Genomic DNA, 16,334 nt, shown 5'->3' on the forward strand with positions numbered 1-16,334 from the left:
TCCTTTTTACTTTTTGTTTAGCCTAACGCTATTTAATCTGATTAACTAGCCTGAACATGTGAATGTGCTTTAAAAGTCATTCCCAAATAATTGAATGTATGTTTAAACATATCCAAAAATGCATCAGGTGCCTCAGGGGATGCAGCATTAGAGAGCAGTGAAAACTGTTTTGTCCTTAACTTTCTTAGTTTAGGCTTAAGTGCCTCATCATCCATATAATCAGTAATTCTATCCATAAACGCCTTCATTTGAGGGGTGGTGTTATACCAATAAATAGGTGACGCTATTACCCAATGCTCAAAACTCAGTAGCTGCTCAAACAATGTATAAAAGTCATCTTCTGGGTAGTTTTTATCGTATCGGTATGGAGAAATAACAAAGTCATCTAGGCAAAAACCTTGCCCACCCTCTTTTTGTAAGTACTCACTGACCTGTGAGCTAGTATTGCCTGTTTTGCGTGCGCTTGAAAATATAATGGCTGTATTATTATTTGATTTACCTTGCATTTGTATCACTCCTTTTTTTATGATGGAGCAAAGCTTAAAACCTCAAGTTAAGTTAAGGTAAATAAGTAATAATTAAATTTTTTAAAAGGAGTTAAAATAATGACGACACAACAAAAAAAGCTCATTGAAGCAAACTTAACAGTTGGCTTTGTCGCCAAACGTAGCGGTGTAAAAGTATCGACTCTACACTTTTACGAAACCAAAGGTTTAATACGTAGTTGGCGTAATAACGGTAATCAACGCCGCTATAAACCAGATGTACTACGCCGAGTTGCTGTTATTAAAGCCGCCCAGGCGATGGGAATAACGCTGGAGGAAGTAAAACAAACGCTTGCTACCTTGCCCGATGAACGTACCCCCACAAAAAAAGATTGGTCAGCCCTTTCTAAGCAGTGGCAAACCCAACTCGATGAGCGTATCGCTTTTATGCAGCGCTTACGCGAACGCGTTGATGGTTGTATTGGCTGTGGTTGTTTATCAATGGACAAATGCCCTATTTACAATAAAGACGATCACCTTGGCAAAACCCAAAGTGGCGCTGTGTTATTAGAAAAAAACACATAAAAATAGAGCAATACGTGACAACTGGTATAACAAAAAAACGCCCACTGAAATCTAAAAAACTTAATGCTCTTAAGTGTTGAGATAAAATTAAATGAGGTAAAACAACATAGGCTGTTGTTAATTTATACAAATTAACGTAATCTACCGCGCTCAAAAAGGAAGCTCATAATAAGGACATTTATGGAACCCACTGATGAAGCAGTGAATAAACCAAATGAATCTGCAAATAAGCCCAAATTAGTTCAAGCACTGAAAACTGTTGATAATAAAGAATTAAAAAGTACGGGGTTTTGGTTAAACCAAGTCTTTTTAGTGCTTTCAACTATTTTTGGCGTTTACCTTGCCGCGCAAAGTGGTTTGCAACAAGCGCTAAAGTTCGACACATTTAGCAAAATGGAAGACAATTTCTACCTACGTACCTCACTATTTGATGAAGTTAAAGATAATGCAATAAATATACGTGCTTACGCTGAGCGTCTAGCTAAAAGCCCATCCAGCTCAGAAATGCAATACCACAAACCAACACTCGAGAAATACATATGGCAAACAATGCAATATTCGCCAACCACGCTCGAAACTCCAAGTATATTTTTAACACAAGTACGCCGTTTTTATAGTCGTGCCAATTTTGTCATCGAAGCAGCCCTCAAACGCCAGATGTCTGCACGACAAGCATCAATTGAACTCATTAAAATTGCCGATATGATTGAACTGCAAACTTTACCAAAGCTTCAACAAAGCGCATTAAAGTTACAACAACAACTCAAACAAAACGACATTATAATTGGCGCACTCAAGGAGACTGATAATGCCAACTAAAGTTTGCCCTCACTGTAAAAATATAGCTTTAGAGACAACCTATTACCAAGGTGAAGAGATAGATATTTGCCGAAAATGTGGTGGTTTATGGTTCGAAAAAAACGAAGTAAATCGCATGATCACAGAAATAAATGATGGACCAATAGGTGAAAAATACGAAACTCATTTTGGCGAGTCATTGGGTATCTCACAATTAGATTGCCCTGATTGCCATAAAAACCTAGAGCGCTTTCATTTGCTTGAAGATTTTCATACAGAAATTGATGTTTGCCGCCACTGTGACGGTAGTTGGATTGAAAAAGACCAGTTAGAAACTGTTGAAAATAGTCCTAAACTAAAAGCAAGCTTAGACGAATTGAATAAAAAAATAAGCTGGAAAACATATCTCTTCCAGTTTCTAACGCAAATGCCGGTTGAATATAACCTAAAGCCAAAACAGACCCCATGGGTTACACGTGGCTTAATCGTGATTAATGCAATCATTTTTGCATTGTACTTTTTTAATAGCGACACTTTTATGGCTACACTGGACATGTTTGCTATGAACCCCAGTAAAATTTCACAGGGTGAACATTTATGGACTGTGATCACCTGTGTTTTCTTGCATGGCTCGATTATGCACTTAGCCGGAAATATGTACTTCCTTTACATAATTGGCGATAACCTTGAAGACGTTCTTGGCCATAAAAAGTTTTTAATGTGGTATATGATATGCGGTTTAGCGGCGTCGTTTGCCAGCTTCGCCGTTCACCCAAATTCAACGATACCAAGCGTTGGTGCAAGTGGTGCCATAGCTGGATTATTTGGCATGTATTTAATGTGGTTTAGGCATGCAAGTTTAACGTTTATGATCATTATTTATCAAAAGAAACTCTCAGCGGTCTGGTTCTTTGTGATTTGGTTAGGTATCAACATATTTGGTATGTTATCAGCACCTGATGGTGTTGATTATGGAGCGCATTTGGGTGGTTTTGTTGCAGGTTTAATCATCGGTTACTTACTTAAAACTAAAATTAATCAAAACAATCCAATCATTCGGTTGTTAAACCAACCTGAAGCTCAACTAAAACGCTGATCATTATAGCCTTCAACCACGAAGGCTATTTCTCATTCGGTGAGTTGGCTAATAATCGCCTCACATTCAGTGTGGCCCATAAACGCGGGAACGGGGTAGTCTGGATGTGCTTCTTTCATCGCAGCCGTTGCCAGCTCACCAACATCTGTAGCACGTATTTCTGCTAATTTATTAGGGATTTTCAGCTCAAGTAATAGTTGCTCTATTGTTTTGAGCACTATTTTTGCTTTCTCCTGCGTACTTTGCTCAGCGTGTGTTAACTCACAAAAATCACCAATAGCTGCAAGCTGAGGATAAATTTTCTCACCGTAAAACGTTAATATAGGCATCAGCAATACACTATTGGCTAAACCATGCGCTGTGCCATAGCGCGCCCCAAACTGATGCGCTATCGCATGTACATAACCCACCGATGCGCGAGTAAATGCTTGGCCCGCATAAAAAGATGCTAGTAACATGTTTTCACGCGCCACTAAATTATCACCATGATTAAATGCCGTGGGTAGGTTATTAAAAATAAGTTTAATCGCATTTAATGCTTTTTGATTACTAAAGTCTGTGCCAATTTTACCAATGTAGGATTCAATTGCATGTGTTAACGCATCTACACCCGTTGCTGCAGTGATAAAGTTAGGCACACTTTGAGTTAATGGCGCAATTAAAACGGCATCGCTGGGGACTAAACAAAAATCAGTTATTGCGTATTTAGTTTGCGCTTTAGGATCATTGATCACTGCTGCAACTGTAGTTTCAGAGCCCGTGCCTGCCGTTGTAGGGATCGCACAAAGTGGCGGCAGTTTCTTCAAAACTTTAAACAAGCCTTTTAATTGTTTGATAGACTTTTTAGGTTTAACAGAACGAACCGCAATCATTTTTGCACAATCCAGTACTGATCCACCACCTATGGCAACAAGGCCTGCACATTGTTTTTCGTGGTACAAAGATAATCCATTTTCAACATTATCAATGGTTGGGTTTGGCGAAACATCAATGTATAAATGCCACGTTATTTTATGCTTATCGAGCAGTGCTAGCGTATGCTCGAGCAGGCCCAAATTAAACAGTGTTGAGTCGCTAACAACTAGTAAAGCCTTTTTATTATTCCATGTTTCTAACCACTGCTCAAAGCCATTGTAGCCAGTGTACAAGCGAGGGTTCGGTACACCAATAAATGAAATAATACACTGTAAAATAAAATGATAGCAGCGGTAAAAAAATTTCATTTCAATAACTTATCATGTTAATCGTAAGCTTAATATTGCATCAATTTAACGATATTGCCAGTAATATACTCAAGCCAACTCAAGATGCAGAATTCAGCTAGTTTGGGTATAAAGGTAGCCAAGAATGCCGCAGTTTATAAAAATAGTGATCCACAGAACAAATATAAACGCGCGTTTTTTTGATTTATGCCTAAACCACTGTTGCGCTATGAGGGCCCCTGGCCAACCACACAATATTGCTAAAATATGTAAGCTACGTTCAGGAACTCGCATCATTTTCGTTGACGGGTTGGTAGCTAAACGCTTATCCCATTTATAGACCAATAATGTAATCATACTCATTAACGCATAGCCACCTACAACTATATGGGGCCAATAACCCAGTAAGCTCCCGACCAAGAGTGTGGCTAAAAAACCCACCGAGAAAGTGATTAAAAATTTTTTAATTAACAAGCCCTGACCTATACTAGAATAATTAATAATAACTAGAGCTAATTATGTCATATATAAAAACAATTTTACTATTTCTAACCGTATTTATGGCGCCTGTTATAAGTGCTGAAGAACATAAAAATTTAGCCAAAGAGCTACAAGTATTCGCGCCCTACCTAGGTACATGGCAAGCTGATTTTGAAGTAGAAAAAGACAAACCTGCCATTCAAGATGTAAGTAAATGGGAACGAGCGCTAAACGGCATGGCTATTCGTACATCACACTCAATCAATGAGGGAGTGTATGGAGGCGAATCTATGATCTTTTGGGACAGTAAGGAACAGTCTTTAGTATTTTACTATTTCACCACCGCGGGCTTTTACACTAAGGGAACAATGAGCGTGCTGTCTCAAAGCAAATTTGTCGCTTACGAAACAGTAACAGGCTCAAAAGAAGGTATCACCAAAGTAAAATCAACCAGCGAATACAAAGATGACAAGTTTACTGTACTTACTTCATACCTAAAAAAGGGCGAGTGGACTAAACCCGAGCAACGAGTTTATACCCGCAGCGGTAAAAAAGTAAAATTTAAATAACCTGAACTCTGGTTAAGAGATATACTAAGGTATTGATATTAAACCACAAATATATTTATTCATCTCCAGCCGGAGACTTTTAGCGATAACAAGGCGAATTTACGCGTCAATAGCTGGTCTATTGCAAGTAAATTCAACGCAGTTAGCGTTGAAAGTAACCGCTGGAGATAAATTTATTATCCAGAGTTCAGGTTAAATAATAAGGTGTTGAGTACGCAGAACATGTCTGCGTACTCAATTTAATCATTTAACAAACGCTTTAAAAGGCTCATCAATAGGTGTTTTTGCAAGGTGATTTGTATAATTGCTCATCACTTTTTGCGATAAACCAACCACTATCTCTAACAATTGCTGTTGCGCATAACCCACAGCAAAAAAAGCCTCTATTTGCTCATCACTTATAACACCGCGGTTTTGTGTCATTGCTAATGTTGTTTCTCGTAATGTTTCTAATTTCTTATCTGCCAATGGCGTTTTATTAACCAGCGCATCAACAATGGCCGGGTCAACTTTCATACTTGCTGCAATTGCACTGTGTGCTGGTACGCAATAGTGACAATTATGTTCAACATTAATCGTTTGCCACACAACCGTTAATTCCTCAGCATTAAATGATGTGTTTTGAAACAGTTCATGCAGCACTTGATAACCTTCAAGCAAGGTTGGTGCCTCTGCCATCACAGCATGCAAGTTTGGTAGCATACCAAATGCAGCTTTCGAATTAGCAATAAGTGGTTTTGACGCCTCAGGTGCCGTTTGCTCTGTGTGTAATGTAAATTCTGCCATTTTAATACTCCAAATAATAAAGTGTTTTTGAAAGTTCATGAGTATACTATTTGATTTTGAGCGGTCGCTCAAGTTAAAATTGAGCAAGTGTTCAAAATAGGTTTCAAGTATGGCTAACAAATTAAAGTTCGAACGTAATGAAGTGGTGCGAACTGCGGGTCAATTGTTTTGGCAAAAAGGTTTTAATGCAACCTCTACACGTGACTTACAAAATGCAACGAACATGCGCCCCGGCAGCATATATGCAGCGTTTGGCTCTAAAGAAGGGTTGTATTGCGAGGCACTCAAAGACTATGCACAATTAATGGAAGGCCAACTGTCGCAATCAATAAATGAACACGAGTCAGTGCTAGGTGGTTTAGCAAGCTTTGTAACAAGGGTACTTATTGAAGACGCTGATTGCGCCCCGAGTAGGTTGTGTATGTTAATAAAAGCAAATAACGAATTTACGCAAAATGAACCGGCATTAAAGGTACTGAGTGTTGAATTAGCCAATGAATTCGAGGCCTTTCTAACAGCACTATTTGAACAAGCACAAAACCAAAATGAGCTTAGTACGCACCTGAGCGCACTGGAATATGCCCGGTATTTTCAAATACAGTTCACTGGTTTACGTAGTTATTTAAATCGCCCAGACACCCAAGCATTGGCAACAACATTAATTGAGCAAATGTTTACATCACTCAAACAACTTTGAGAGCAATAGCGACACAATAAACAATTATTAATTTAAAATAATACGCTTATTCAAACTGAGAAGATCAAGCCCAGCCTGTAAATGTTTGCCGTAAGCTACTTGCCTAACAGCCGCATCGAGAGACGAAGTAAACGAATTTGTTTATTGATTTAGAATTGACCGTCACTGTATAAAAGCGGTCGAAAAGAATAATAGCACCTACTGACAGAGTTAAGGCTCATATGTGTTATAACTAAATTACACCTAACCTATCTGGTTTTATGGTAAATGAACCTTGAGTTTCGAATAGCCTATTTGCTAGAGCCTCAGAACTATTCTCTTTTGCAAAATCCAATTCTTGAGCTGTAATACCTGTAATTTGAAGTATATCTACTTTGCCAGATATTAAGTCGAATGATTCAGGGAATTGATTTGGCTTTACGACCATTAAGCTTGAAATATTTGGTTCAATTGACATCGGAATACGATCTCCATAGTCTAGAAGAGGCTTGTCACCATATTGCCCAACAGAAACTAGAATATTAAAAGCCACCAAACTCCGTAAAGTATTTATAGCCCAATCATTTTCTCCGTTTGTTTCAAGGATAAATTCGGTACCAAAACCTGAGTATTCTTCTGGGTTATCCGACTCCCAAGCATTAGACATACCAGAAGTAACGTAAAGCCAAGTATTACGCTCAATTGTTGGTGCGCATTTAAAAACACCATAATATAACCATCGAGGATCAACGTCATCGACACCAAATTGATTTTTGAACAAAGAAGCATCCAACGGGTAAATACCTTCACCCGTTCCACCAAATAATTCAGGATATATTTGTTCTTCTCGTTGTTCCCACGAACCTTCCAACAGACTCATACTCTTCCTTTAGTTATAACGAGACTGTAGAATAACTCCAACAGCCAAATTCAATTAAAAACGAGCTCCTGTAATTAACTCTAAGCGTTTTTAAAGCATTAGGTAATGCATTTGGAACCAATAAAACAGGCTAATTTTCTTTAAAAAGAATAATTCTACAGCCTCAACGCCTCACTAAGAGGCAAATAATAGTTGGTTAAAATAAGCGACGCAGGAGCAAAAGCCAACTGTTATTTGTCCTTTTGAGTGGCTTTTTAAGTGCCTTTACAACTTATTTAAGATTATCATTTCTTTTGCAACGAGTGCAGCTGAAGGTAGAAACATTGTAGATACAATACGTTGATCTGTTATCACCGTGTGTTTATCTTTTAGTGTCTGCTTATTTTGAGCTATAGCACCATTTTTATTAAGTTGGCTTTCAATAAGAAAAGGTAAAAGTGTTCCTTGCTTCGCCCACGACTTGGATATTTCAGTGGAGTTAGGAAAACCCGCTACTTTTTTCCCTTTAACCAAAAAATCCCCATTAGATAATGTGACGTTAGCGATACCTGCAGAGCCATGACCACCAACACCAACAACACCGTTAGACTCATATACACGGCTTATAATGGAATGAATTTCCCTGTTATCTGCTACATCAAACATTACACCGTAGCCACCACCAATAAACACTCCCCAATAGTCATTAGGGTCAATTTCAGCAGGTGATAATGAGCTGTTAGCTTTTTCTAAGAAACCTTCATATTTGATGGTGTAACTACTTATCCCGAGAGGATCCATCATAAACTCAACGTTTCCACCTTTGGGCGATACGAAGTCGACTTCAAAGCCATGACTAACAAAAACGTGATAAGGAGGAGCAAATTCCCATAAATTATTTCTTGCGTCATGCTTTTCAGGATCTCCCATATCTAACTTGTTCGATACTATGATTAATACTTTTTTGGTTGGTTCTGCCATAGCATTTGTGGCAAGCAAGAGAGCAGACAGTAAAATAGTAGTTAATAATTTCATTATTTTCCTAGTCAGTTAATTAAAATCATTACTTAGACGATGAAAGTGAGTAAAAGGTTTAAATACTCAAACATCCTAGGCACTTAACGAGACTGTAGAATAACCCCAACAGCCAAAATTAACTAAAAAACGAGCTCCCGTAATCAACCCTAAGCACATTTAAGGTATTAGGTAATGCTTTTGGAACCCAATAAACAGACTGTTTTTCTTAAAAAAGAGTAATTCTACAGCCTTAACACCCTCGTTAATGGGCAAAATTTTGTTGGCTAGAATAAGCGAGGAACGAGCAAAAGCCAACTGTATTTTATCCTTTTTAAACAGTTTGTTATAACGATTTTTCTCGATAGTTTTCTATAGTTAAAATAAACTCGTCAGGTGAATCCACACCTAAATATATTAACTTACCGGAATTGAGCTTGATCTCTATATTTGGGTTACCTGCCAAATTGAACCTATTAACATTACCTGACCGAGATATAAAATTTGAATTAGGTTTTATGTGATTAATTTCACTTAAAGCAATTTTTAATGGGTTCCATATGCCGTACCTTACTATAATGCAGTCTGTAACAATTGAAATAGGCCTAATTGCAATGGCTTTATACTCTGCAATAAAAAAGACTAAACTCAGAAGAGTTAAACCTGTTATTAAATTGGCCGCAAACGGTGACCATAAGAAATGTAACAACAAATGCATAACGGGTAGTTCAAATAAAATAAGAAGAATAAAGCCTAATTGATTGCTTTGAGCGCCATCTTTTTTATGACAGCTAAAATGCTTATCACCAGTAAAACTTTGCTGCCTTATCTTTTTGGAAAATAATGCGTATGTCCAAACTCGCGCCTCAAAAGAGAGTAATGAACTTATAGCACCTTTACCTAGAATTCTTTCAATTGGCTTTGATATAGCCAAATCTGGATCTTCATCTTTGGTAAGAGAAGCTTTAATAGCAAAAAATACGGTCAGAACAGTGATGATTTCTAAAACAACAAACGCAGCGATAGCAAGATAGCGCAAAGATTCAAGATAAGGCCATACAACCTTCGAACTTTCAGGAATGACAAAACTACCAAGTAATATAATTAAACAGCTGTAGGCAACAGCTTTGATAGCGGCTTCTTTCTTATCTTTAACAAACCAAAAGCATAAAATAGGTAAGGCAACTAAACCATCGATTAGTAAAAGCCATTCTGGTTTTTCTACGCCATATCCATTAAGAGCATTGGAGCTTTTGTAGTAAAAAGCCCAAAAAATAGAAATAACTGCAAGAAAGATAAAAGGGATATTCTTTTTAGCTAGAGTTTGCACAGATACTCCTTATCGTTATAACGAGCCTGTAGATTAACTCGTTTTAAATTTATTGTTATTGATGAATTAACCATAGCCAAGTTCCTATTTTGGTTCAATCGGTTATCGCTAGTTTACATAAAATATAAAAAAGAGTGTACGGTTGTTTTAATGGCTGTTTTAGAGGGAATTACAGGTGCTTGAGTCGCTATATTTCGGCTTAAAAAGGCCTCCATTTTTCATGCAGCCTGTTTTGCAGCTTTTCTATGTTATAAACAAGACAATACAGTTGCCACAGAATCAAGTAAATGCATTCACTTTCGTTTGACCGCGCAAGGTCAATTTATTCATGCCCTTCTTGGCGGTCATACTTCACCTTTTATATAAAAGAAAGCAGGCTTTATATACTCGAGTCGTTTGCTATTTTTCTAAAAGCACTTGATGTCTGAAGTCAAGTCTGACCCAACCAGTGTTATGTTTTTGATTACTATGACATACCGATTATCCAAGGCATAGCAGCACCAAAACTGACTGATGAAATACCAAGTATAAATTTTATGTGACTTATAGAACTACATTTGGAATACATATATATACCTGTAAAAAAGGCTAGTACCGACCACATAACAGAGCCCATAAAATATACGTAAAATGCTCCTTGATTTACTGAGGTTGTATAACCAGAGCCAGCAATAAAACTTAAAAGAAGTGTTATAAGAAAACCAATAACAGGTAAGAAACTTAACATAAAGGTTCTTTTATTAATCATCCATTTATTCATATACACATCCATTCGATAAAAAACATAACGAGACTGTAGAATAACTCCAACAGCCAAATTCAATTAAAAAACGAGCTCCTGTAATTAACTCTAAGCGCTTTTAAAGCATTAGGTAATGCATTTGGAACCCATAAAACAGGCTGATTTTCTTTTAAAAGAGTAATTCTACAGCCTCAACGGTGTTGTAACCGGCTAAAAATAGTTGGCTAAAATTTTGTGAAGTACGAACAAAGCCAACTGTTTTTCGTCCGCGTTTACAACTTTGTTATGAACCACAGCCTCTTGGTTTGACTTCTTTAACCTCAATTGGGATTGGTAAGTCATTCTCCAGTTTATATACTGAAATCTTACAAGATTGAAAAGCAACACCTGTCCACAATGCAGAAATACCTTTGCCTCCAATCCGCTCATTTACTAAAACATAATTACCACCGATTTCAGGAGTGAAACTTACAAAAGGCCAGCATGACTTTTCCCAGCCTGAATTGTGCCACTTTATGATTGAAGTCAATGTAATAGGCTCATTTGCAGCTACTTTAATTTTTGTGTTTCGTTCGGTTTCGCTAAAGGTTGATTGTAGCCCTGAGTTTGAACAGACAACAGGCTCTCCGTTGAAAGGAACCCCTTTCTCAGTCTCATATTTTTTATCTGCGCTAAATTCTATAGTGGCAAAATTTTGGTCCGCAGTATTCTTATATTGCGGAAGCTTTGTGCCAAAAGATTGTTCTGATAATGAAGTGGCAGCACATCCTGTGAGTGCAAGTAATGGAAACATAACTACCAATGCCTTAAATTTCACACTTATCTCCTGATAGGTTCATAACGAGCCTGTAGAATAACTCGTTTTAAATTTATTTTTATTGATGCATTAACCATAGCCGAGTTCCTATTTTGATTCAATCGGTTACTTCGATTCTGCATAAAAGATAAAAGAGGATTTGCTGTTGCTTTAATTGGTGTTTTGGAAGGTATGACACGTGCTTGAGTCGTTATTCATCGCTGCTTTTCAGAACACAATAGCGCTGTTATACCTATCCACTCGCTTGGTATAACAGCGCTTAAATAGTTTATCAGGTTTTTAACTTATTCAATTCGTCATCTTGCTGGGCGACTAATTGATTTAGCATTTGGCTACCGTCGCCAGCTTGCGTTGAAAGTTCCGCTAGTTGTGACGCAGCATCCGAAATCAAAGTAAGGTTTCGGTTGATCTCTTCTGTAACAGAGCTTTGCTCTTCTGCAGCTGTTGCTATATGTGTTATCTGCCCGGTAATATCTTCAACTTTAGTCACTACACTGTGTAATGCGTCAAAAGCTACAGTGGTTTCATCCACAGCTGTTTGCGCCCTTACAACGCCCTTCTCAATTACCGTTGAAGCATTACCCACTTCGAGTTGTAGGCTGTCTATTAAACCACTAATATCATCTGTCGATGCGCGGGTTTTTGATGCAAGCGCCCTAACTTCGTCGGCTACAACGGCAAAACCTCGTCCCTGCTCACCTGCTCGTGCAGCCTCAATTGCTGCGTTAAGCGCAAGTAAGTTGGTTTGTTCTGAAATAGTACGAATAACATCCAAGATTTGTGTAATATCATTGCTGCGCGCTGCTACTTTTTCCACGGCTTGATTTGCTTGTTCAATTTCATTCGACATGGTTTTAACTTGCTTAACCGCGGAGGATAAACTTGTTTCACTGCTTACAACTAACGAGTTTATTTCGTCAGCTTGTTGGGCTGATTGCTCAGAAGCACGTGCTACCTCAAGTGCAGTAGCACTCATTTCATTCATTGCTGTTACAACACTTTCAATCTCTTGAAACTGAGCCTGCACATTTTGTTTGGTATCAACAGCAACATGCGCTGCTGTTTGCGCCTGTAGTTTAGTTTGCCCTGAAACGTCTTTTAGTTGGGCTATTAAGTCGCGTAGTTTGGCCAAAAAGGCATTAAAACCATCAGCAAGAGCAATTAACTCAGCGTGAGATTCAACAGTTAATGTTTGCGTTAAGTCACCTTCTGAGCTTGCTAGATTATCTACACGCTGTTGAATTTGTTGCAGTGGCGCAATGATACTCTTGATCACAAGAGTCATTATTAAAAAGGCAACGACGGCGATAATGATGCCTGTAATCAAAATAATACCACCGAGTGTATTGGCGTTTTCATCCATTGTTTTAGCTAGCGCTTGCGGACCCATTAAGGCAAGTTCGGCAGGTACCTCTATAAGTAGGTTCCATTGTTTACCCGCTAACTTAATGGAAATGGGGTAGTTAACTAAATAGTCATCGTTTACTTTATGAATACCGCTTTCTTTTTTCAGGCGGTCATAGCTGGTTGCCAAACTAGAAGAGGTCGCTTCTTTTAAAGGGCGGCCTAATTTATCTTTGTAATGACTACTACCAACAATTAAATCTAACGAGCTCAGCAAGGTCACTCTCGCCTTGCCGTTATACAGCTCTTTTGAAAGCTGCTCGGTCATAGTTTGAAAAACCGGTAACGTTAAATCAACCCCTGCGATACCGATAAAGCGCCCATTTCTCATAACTGGTACAACAAGGGATGTCATCATCTCGGAATAACCCGGCGATATTTCATACAAATAAGGTTCCATTATGCAGGGCTGTTTCGTGTCTTTAGCGCACAAATACCACTCAGCTTCTCGTTGGCCGAATTCATTAAGTTTAGTTAGGTACTTTTCATTAATATCTTCAACAACCTGCTGTTCAATCACACCATCACGGCTGCGTGTAAAATATACTTCTAGCGTGCCTGCACCTGCAACTGAATGTTTAAAGCCCGTTTGATATTGGGCATCATTGCCATCAAAGCCATTCGCTTCAAATTGCGAGTAAATAGATGAAATATTTGTATTTTTTTCAATTAGCGACTGGTTCAACGCAACCACTGACTCGCGGCTTAATGTGCTCGCCGCTTTTTCATCGCCTAATATTGCAGCAAACGAAAACGGCACGCGATATGATTCATTAATAAACCCTGCAATACGCTCACCATAGGATGAAGCATTAGCGACTAGTTTTTGTTCTACTTCTGCAACGATAAGCTTTTTAGATTCAGCAGATAAATCTTCATTACTATTTGATAACTCCCACCATAAAATGCTTGATAAAACAAAAACAGTGGTAAAAATACTACCTACGGTTATCCAAAGTAACTTTTTTGATAATGCTATTTGCTGCATTACTGCGTTCCTTAACCCTTAATTAAACTACTGTTTTGAGTTTAGTCTAATTATGAAAAGTTACCGTATATTATTGAAAAAACATGGCTAACGAAATCATTGATATGTTAAACAATAAAAGTACACAACCTGAACTTTGGTTAAGAGGTTTATTAATAGTTTTATTTCAATATTAAAATAGCTTTTTATAAATCTCAGTCGGCGAGGTTCGTTGCTACCAAAGCGAATTTACGTGGAAATAGCGGGCCTATTGCAAGTAAATTCAACGCAGTAATATTGAAAGTAGTCTCTGGAAGCGAGTTTATTATCCAGAGATCAGGTTACATACCAACTTAGCGGTTTGCTAAGTTGGTATTAGGTTTCCAATTAAATAACTGAAAGCTCTACGGCAATATTACCGCGAGTTGCATTAGAATATGGGCACACCTCATGTGCTTTAGCAACAAGTGCATTGGCTGTATCTTTATCCACATCACCAACAAACACAGCAAGCTTAACAGCAATACCGAAACCGCCTTCGATTGGGCCTATTGATACTTCTGAATCTATGCGAGTGTCTGCAGGTAGTTTGACTTTAGCTTGTCCTGCAACAAGTTTTAATGCACCAATGAAGCATGCCGCATAGCCTGCTGCAAATAATTGCTCTGGGTTAGTGCCTTTACCATCATCTCCACCCAAACCTTTTGGTGTTGATAAAGCAACATCTAGACGACCATCATCTGATTTTGCTGTGCCTTCACGTCCACCTGTTGCCGCTGCTTTTGCCGTATACGCTACGCTTTGTAATTCTTTCATGAATGCCTCTTTAAGTTGGTTGATTTATTTATTTTGCATGCAAAATAATAGAACTAAAAATTCAACATTGCAAATACTTTGTATGCAAATTAAAATACCAGTAATACATTACACTTTGAGTCAGTATGAAATTTTCACAATTAAGGTTAGATAATCAAATCTGTCATCGCTTATACATGGCGTCAAACGGCATTGTTCGTACATACCGAGAAGCGTTACTCGCGCTTGATCTTACTTATCCGCAATATGTTGTAATGATGGCGCTGTGGGAAAAAGATAATATTAGTATTAACACGCTGCTTGAAAAAACAGCCATTGATGGCGGTGCTATGACGCAAATATTAAAAAAGATGACGGATAAACAGCTACTTAAAATTGTACATGATGACCAAGATAAGCGAAAAAGGTTAGTAAAACTGCAACAAGCTGGGCATGAACTGCAACATAAAGCGGCAGAAATTCCAATGCAAGTCCGCTGTAAGTTTCCTTCGATTTCTGAACAAGAAGCCGCGCAGCTAATAACCTTACTCGATAAGTTGAATAGTGATTTAATTAACTAATAATTTTTGAATGTCATTCTACTAAGCGGGACTTTTTATCTATGAAAACTGCGTTATAGTAACGCCATAACGTTACCTTATCGGAGTAAACATGAAAGCATTTGGTTATACACAAGCAACTAAAACGCTCATACCTGAGTCATTTCAAGCGATTGAGCTTCCCACACCAGAGGCACACGGCCATGATATATTAGTTGAAGTGTCAGCTATTTCTGTGAACCCTGTTGATGCAAAAATACGGGCAAATGTGTCTCCTGAACAAGGCTATAAAGTAATTGGTTGGGATGCTGTCGGTATTATCAAAGCCGTTGGCGATAAAGTAAGCCTATTTAATGTGGGCGATCGTGTTTACTACGCAGGCGATTTAACCCGCCAAGGCAGTAATGCTGAGTTACAACTTGTTGACGAACGCATTGTTGGCCGCGCCCCTACCACATTGAGCAACCCAGAAGCTGCGGCTCTTCCTTTAACCAGTATTACTGCATGGGAGCTTTTATTTGACCGCCTTCAAGTTTCAAAAAGTCACTCGGCAAAACCGGCATCACTTTTAGTCATTGGTGCTGCAGGAGGTGTGGGCTCTATTTTAGTGCAGTTAGCAAAACAGCTTACTAATTTAACCGTTGTGGCTACAGCATCACGGGCTCAAAGTGTTGATTGGCTTAATAAGTTAGGTGTAGACGAGGTGCTTGATCACACACAAAGCTTAAATGAACAACGCATCCAACGTAATATGGATGAGTTTGACTATGTAATTAGCTTAACGCATACAGATCAGCACCTTGATGAGATTATTAATGTTATTAAACCACAAGGAAAGCTGGCGTTAATCGACGACCCTGCAAGCTTTGATATTTTAAAATTAAAACGTAAGAGTATTTCACTTCACTGGGAGTTTATGTACACCCGTTCGATGTACCAAACCGACGACATAATAGAACAACATCAACTACTTACTGAATTAGCAGAGTTAGTTGATAACGGCACTATTAAAACGACCTTAGGCCAACACCTAGGAAAAATCAGCGTTGAGAATTTAGTCAAAGCGCACCAAATTTTAGAATCTCATCAGTCACGCGGTAAACTAGTACTAGAAGGGTTTTAAGGCAGCGTTATTAAGCCATTATTGTAATGCCTCAACCCCTGAGGCA

General features: G+C 38.3%; 18 protein-coding genes and 1 pseudogene. 7 read left to right on the top strand and 12 right to left on the bottom strand.

The window, feature by feature from the left end; genetic code table 11:
• Positions 1 to 41: 41 nt before the first annotated feature.
• On the bottom strand, positions 42 to 506 hold the full coding sequence (locus tag ACHUE3_RS00350; RefSeq protein WP_394189067.1) for a flavodoxin family protein: 465 nt from the start codon (positions 504 to 506) through the stop codon (positions 42 to 44).
• A 99-nt stretch (positions 507 to 605) separates the two neighbouring features.
• Between ACHUE3_RS00350 and soxR the strand changes: the two genes are divergently transcribed.
• The 3 genes from soxR (at position 606) to ACHUE3_RS00365 (ending at position 2,964) form a co-directional block, all read left to right on the top strand.
• Positions 606 to 1,070 (top strand): redox-sensitive transcriptional activator SoxR, encoded by a 465-nt coding sequence (gene soxR / locus ACHUE3_RS00355; protein ID WP_394189069.1) that lies wholly within the window; start codon positions 606 to 608, stop codon positions 1,068 to 1,070.
• 180 nt (positions 1,071 to 1,250) lie between these two features.
• Positions 1,251 to 1,889, top strand: a complete 639-nt coding sequence (locus ACHUE3_RS00360; RefSeq protein WP_394189071.1) for a hypothetical protein — start codon at positions 1,251 to 1,253, stop codon at positions 1,887 to 1,889.
• Positions 1,879 to 2,964: a rhomboid family intramembrane serine protease gene (locus ACHUE3_RS00365; protein WP_394189073.1), complete on the top strand. Its 1,086-nt coding sequence runs from the start codon at positions 1,879 to 1,881 to the stop codon at positions 2,962 to 2,964. Before ACHUE3_RS00360 ends, ACHUE3_RS00365 begins: the two co-directional genes overlap by 11 nt.
• Before the next feature lie 32 nt (positions 2,965 to 2,996).
• On the opposite strand, the gene ACHUE3_RS00370 is transcribed toward ACHUE3_RS00365, so the two are convergent.
• Positions 2,997 to 4,187, bottom strand: coding sequence for an iron-containing alcohol dehydrogenase (locus tag ACHUE3_RS00370; RefSeq protein ID WP_394189075.1), 1,191 nt, complete (start codon positions 4,185 to 4,187; stop codon positions 2,997 to 2,999).
• A gap of 93 nt (positions 4,188 to 4,280) precedes the next feature.
• Positions 4,281 to 4,640, bottom strand: a complete 360-nt coding sequence (locus tag ACHUE3_RS00375; protein WP_394189077.1) for a DUF1294 domain-containing protein — start codon at positions 4,638 to 4,640, stop codon at positions 4,281 to 4,283.
• An 86-nt stretch (positions 4,641 to 4,726) separates the two neighbouring features.
• Here ACHUE3_RS00375 and ACHUE3_RS00380 point away from each other — a divergent pair, with 86 nt between their 5' ends.
• On the top strand, positions 4,727 to 5,215 hold the full coding sequence (locus tag ACHUE3_RS00380) for a hypothetical protein (RefSeq protein WP_394190242.1): 489 nt from the start codon (positions 4,727 to 4,729) through the stop codon (positions 5,213 to 5,215).
• 243 nt (positions 5,216 to 5,458) lie between these two features.
• On the opposite strand, the gene ACHUE3_RS00385 is transcribed toward ACHUE3_RS00380, so the two are convergent.
• Positions 5,459 to 6,001 carry a carboxymuconolactone decarboxylase family protein gene (locus ACHUE3_RS00385; protein WP_394189079.1) on the bottom strand — a complete coding sequence of 181 codons (543 nt, stop codon included), beginning with the start codon at positions 5,999 to 6,001 and terminating at the stop codon, positions 5,459 to 5,461.
• Between the two features lie 109 nt (positions 6,002 to 6,110).
• On the opposite strand from ACHUE3_RS00385, the gene ACHUE3_RS00390 reads away from it, so the two are divergent.
• Positions 6,111 to 6,698: a TetR/AcrR family transcriptional regulator gene (locus ACHUE3_RS00390; protein WP_394189081.1), complete on the top strand. Its 588-nt coding sequence runs from the start codon at positions 6,111 to 6,113 to the stop codon at positions 6,696 to 6,698.
• Positions 6,699 to 6,930: 232 nt separating this feature from the next.
• Here the strand turns inward: ACHUE3_RS00390 and ACHUE3_RS00395 are convergent, their stop codons facing one another.
• The 8 genes and pseudogenes from ACHUE3_RS00395 to ACHUE3_RS00425 form a co-directional block, all read right to left on the bottom strand.
• A complete protein-coding gene (locus tag ACHUE3_RS00395; RefSeq protein ID WP_394189083.1) occupies positions 6,931 to 7,548 on the bottom strand; it encodes a suppressor of fused domain protein in 618 nt (205 codons plus the stop codon).
• A gap of 273 nt (positions 7,549 to 7,821) precedes the next feature.
• Positions 7,822 to 8,571 (bottom strand): type 1 glutamine amidotransferase domain-containing protein, encoded by a 750-nt coding sequence (locus ACHUE3_RS00400; RefSeq protein ID WP_394189085.1) that lies wholly within the window; start codon positions 8,569 to 8,571, stop codon positions 7,822 to 7,824.
• Positions 8,572 to 8,896: 325 nt separating this feature from the next.
• Positions 8,897 to 9,880, bottom strand: coding sequence for a PH domain-containing protein (locus tag ACHUE3_RS00405; RefSeq protein ID WP_394189087.1), 984 nt, complete (start codon positions 9,878 to 9,880; stop codon positions 8,897 to 8,899).
• A gap of 199 nt (positions 9,881 to 10,079) precedes the next feature.
• A pseudogene (locus tag ACHUE3_RS19870) lies at positions 10,080 to 10,281 on the bottom strand (transposase); the annotation flags it as partial.
• Positions 10,282 to 10,346: 65 nt separating this feature from the next.
• Complete coding sequence (locus ACHUE3_RS00410; RefSeq protein WP_394189089.1) at positions 10,347 to 10,640, bottom strand: hypothetical protein; 294 nt, start codon at positions 10,638 to 10,640, stop codon at positions 10,347 to 10,349.
• Between the two features lie 265 nt (positions 10,641 to 10,905).
• Positions 10,906 to 11,439, bottom strand: coding sequence for a hypothetical protein (locus ACHUE3_RS00415; protein ID WP_394189091.1), 534 nt, complete (start codon positions 11,437 to 11,439; stop codon positions 10,906 to 10,908).
• Positions 11,440 to 11,710: 271 nt separating this feature from the next.
• Positions 11,711 to 13,831 carry a methyl-accepting chemotaxis protein gene (locus tag ACHUE3_RS00420; RefSeq protein WP_394189093.1) on the bottom strand — a complete coding sequence of 707 codons (2,121 nt, stop codon included), beginning with the start codon at positions 13,829 to 13,831 and terminating at the stop codon, positions 11,711 to 11,713.
• A 366-nt stretch (positions 13,832 to 14,197) separates the two neighbouring features.
• Positions 14,198 to 14,626 carry an organic hydroperoxide resistance protein gene (locus tag ACHUE3_RS00425; RefSeq protein WP_394189095.1) on the bottom strand — a complete coding sequence of 143 codons (429 nt, stop codon included), beginning with the start codon at positions 14,624 to 14,626 and terminating at the stop codon, positions 14,198 to 14,200.
• 125 nt (positions 14,627 to 14,751) lie between these two features.
• Between ACHUE3_RS00425 and ACHUE3_RS00430 the strand changes: the two genes are divergently transcribed.
• Positions 14,752 to 15,186: a MarR family winged helix-turn-helix transcriptional regulator gene (locus ACHUE3_RS00430; RefSeq protein WP_394189097.1), complete on the top strand. Its 435-nt coding sequence runs from the start codon at positions 14,752 to 14,754 to the stop codon at positions 15,184 to 15,186.
• Between the two features lie 91 nt (positions 15,187 to 15,277).
• Entirely contained in the window at positions 15,278 to 16,288 is a 1,011-nt protein-coding gene (locus ACHUE3_RS00435) for a zinc-binding alcohol dehydrogenase family protein (RefSeq protein ID WP_394189099.1), read from the top strand.
• The last annotated feature ends 46 nt before the right edge of the window (positions 16,289 to 16,334 follow it).

It is taken from the genome of Pseudoalteromonas atlantica, from assembly GCF_043641955.1.
GTDB classification, from domain to species: Bacteria; Pseudomonadota; Gammaproteobacteria; order Enterobacterales; family Alteromonadaceae; genus Pseudoalteromonas; species Pseudoalteromonas atlantica_A.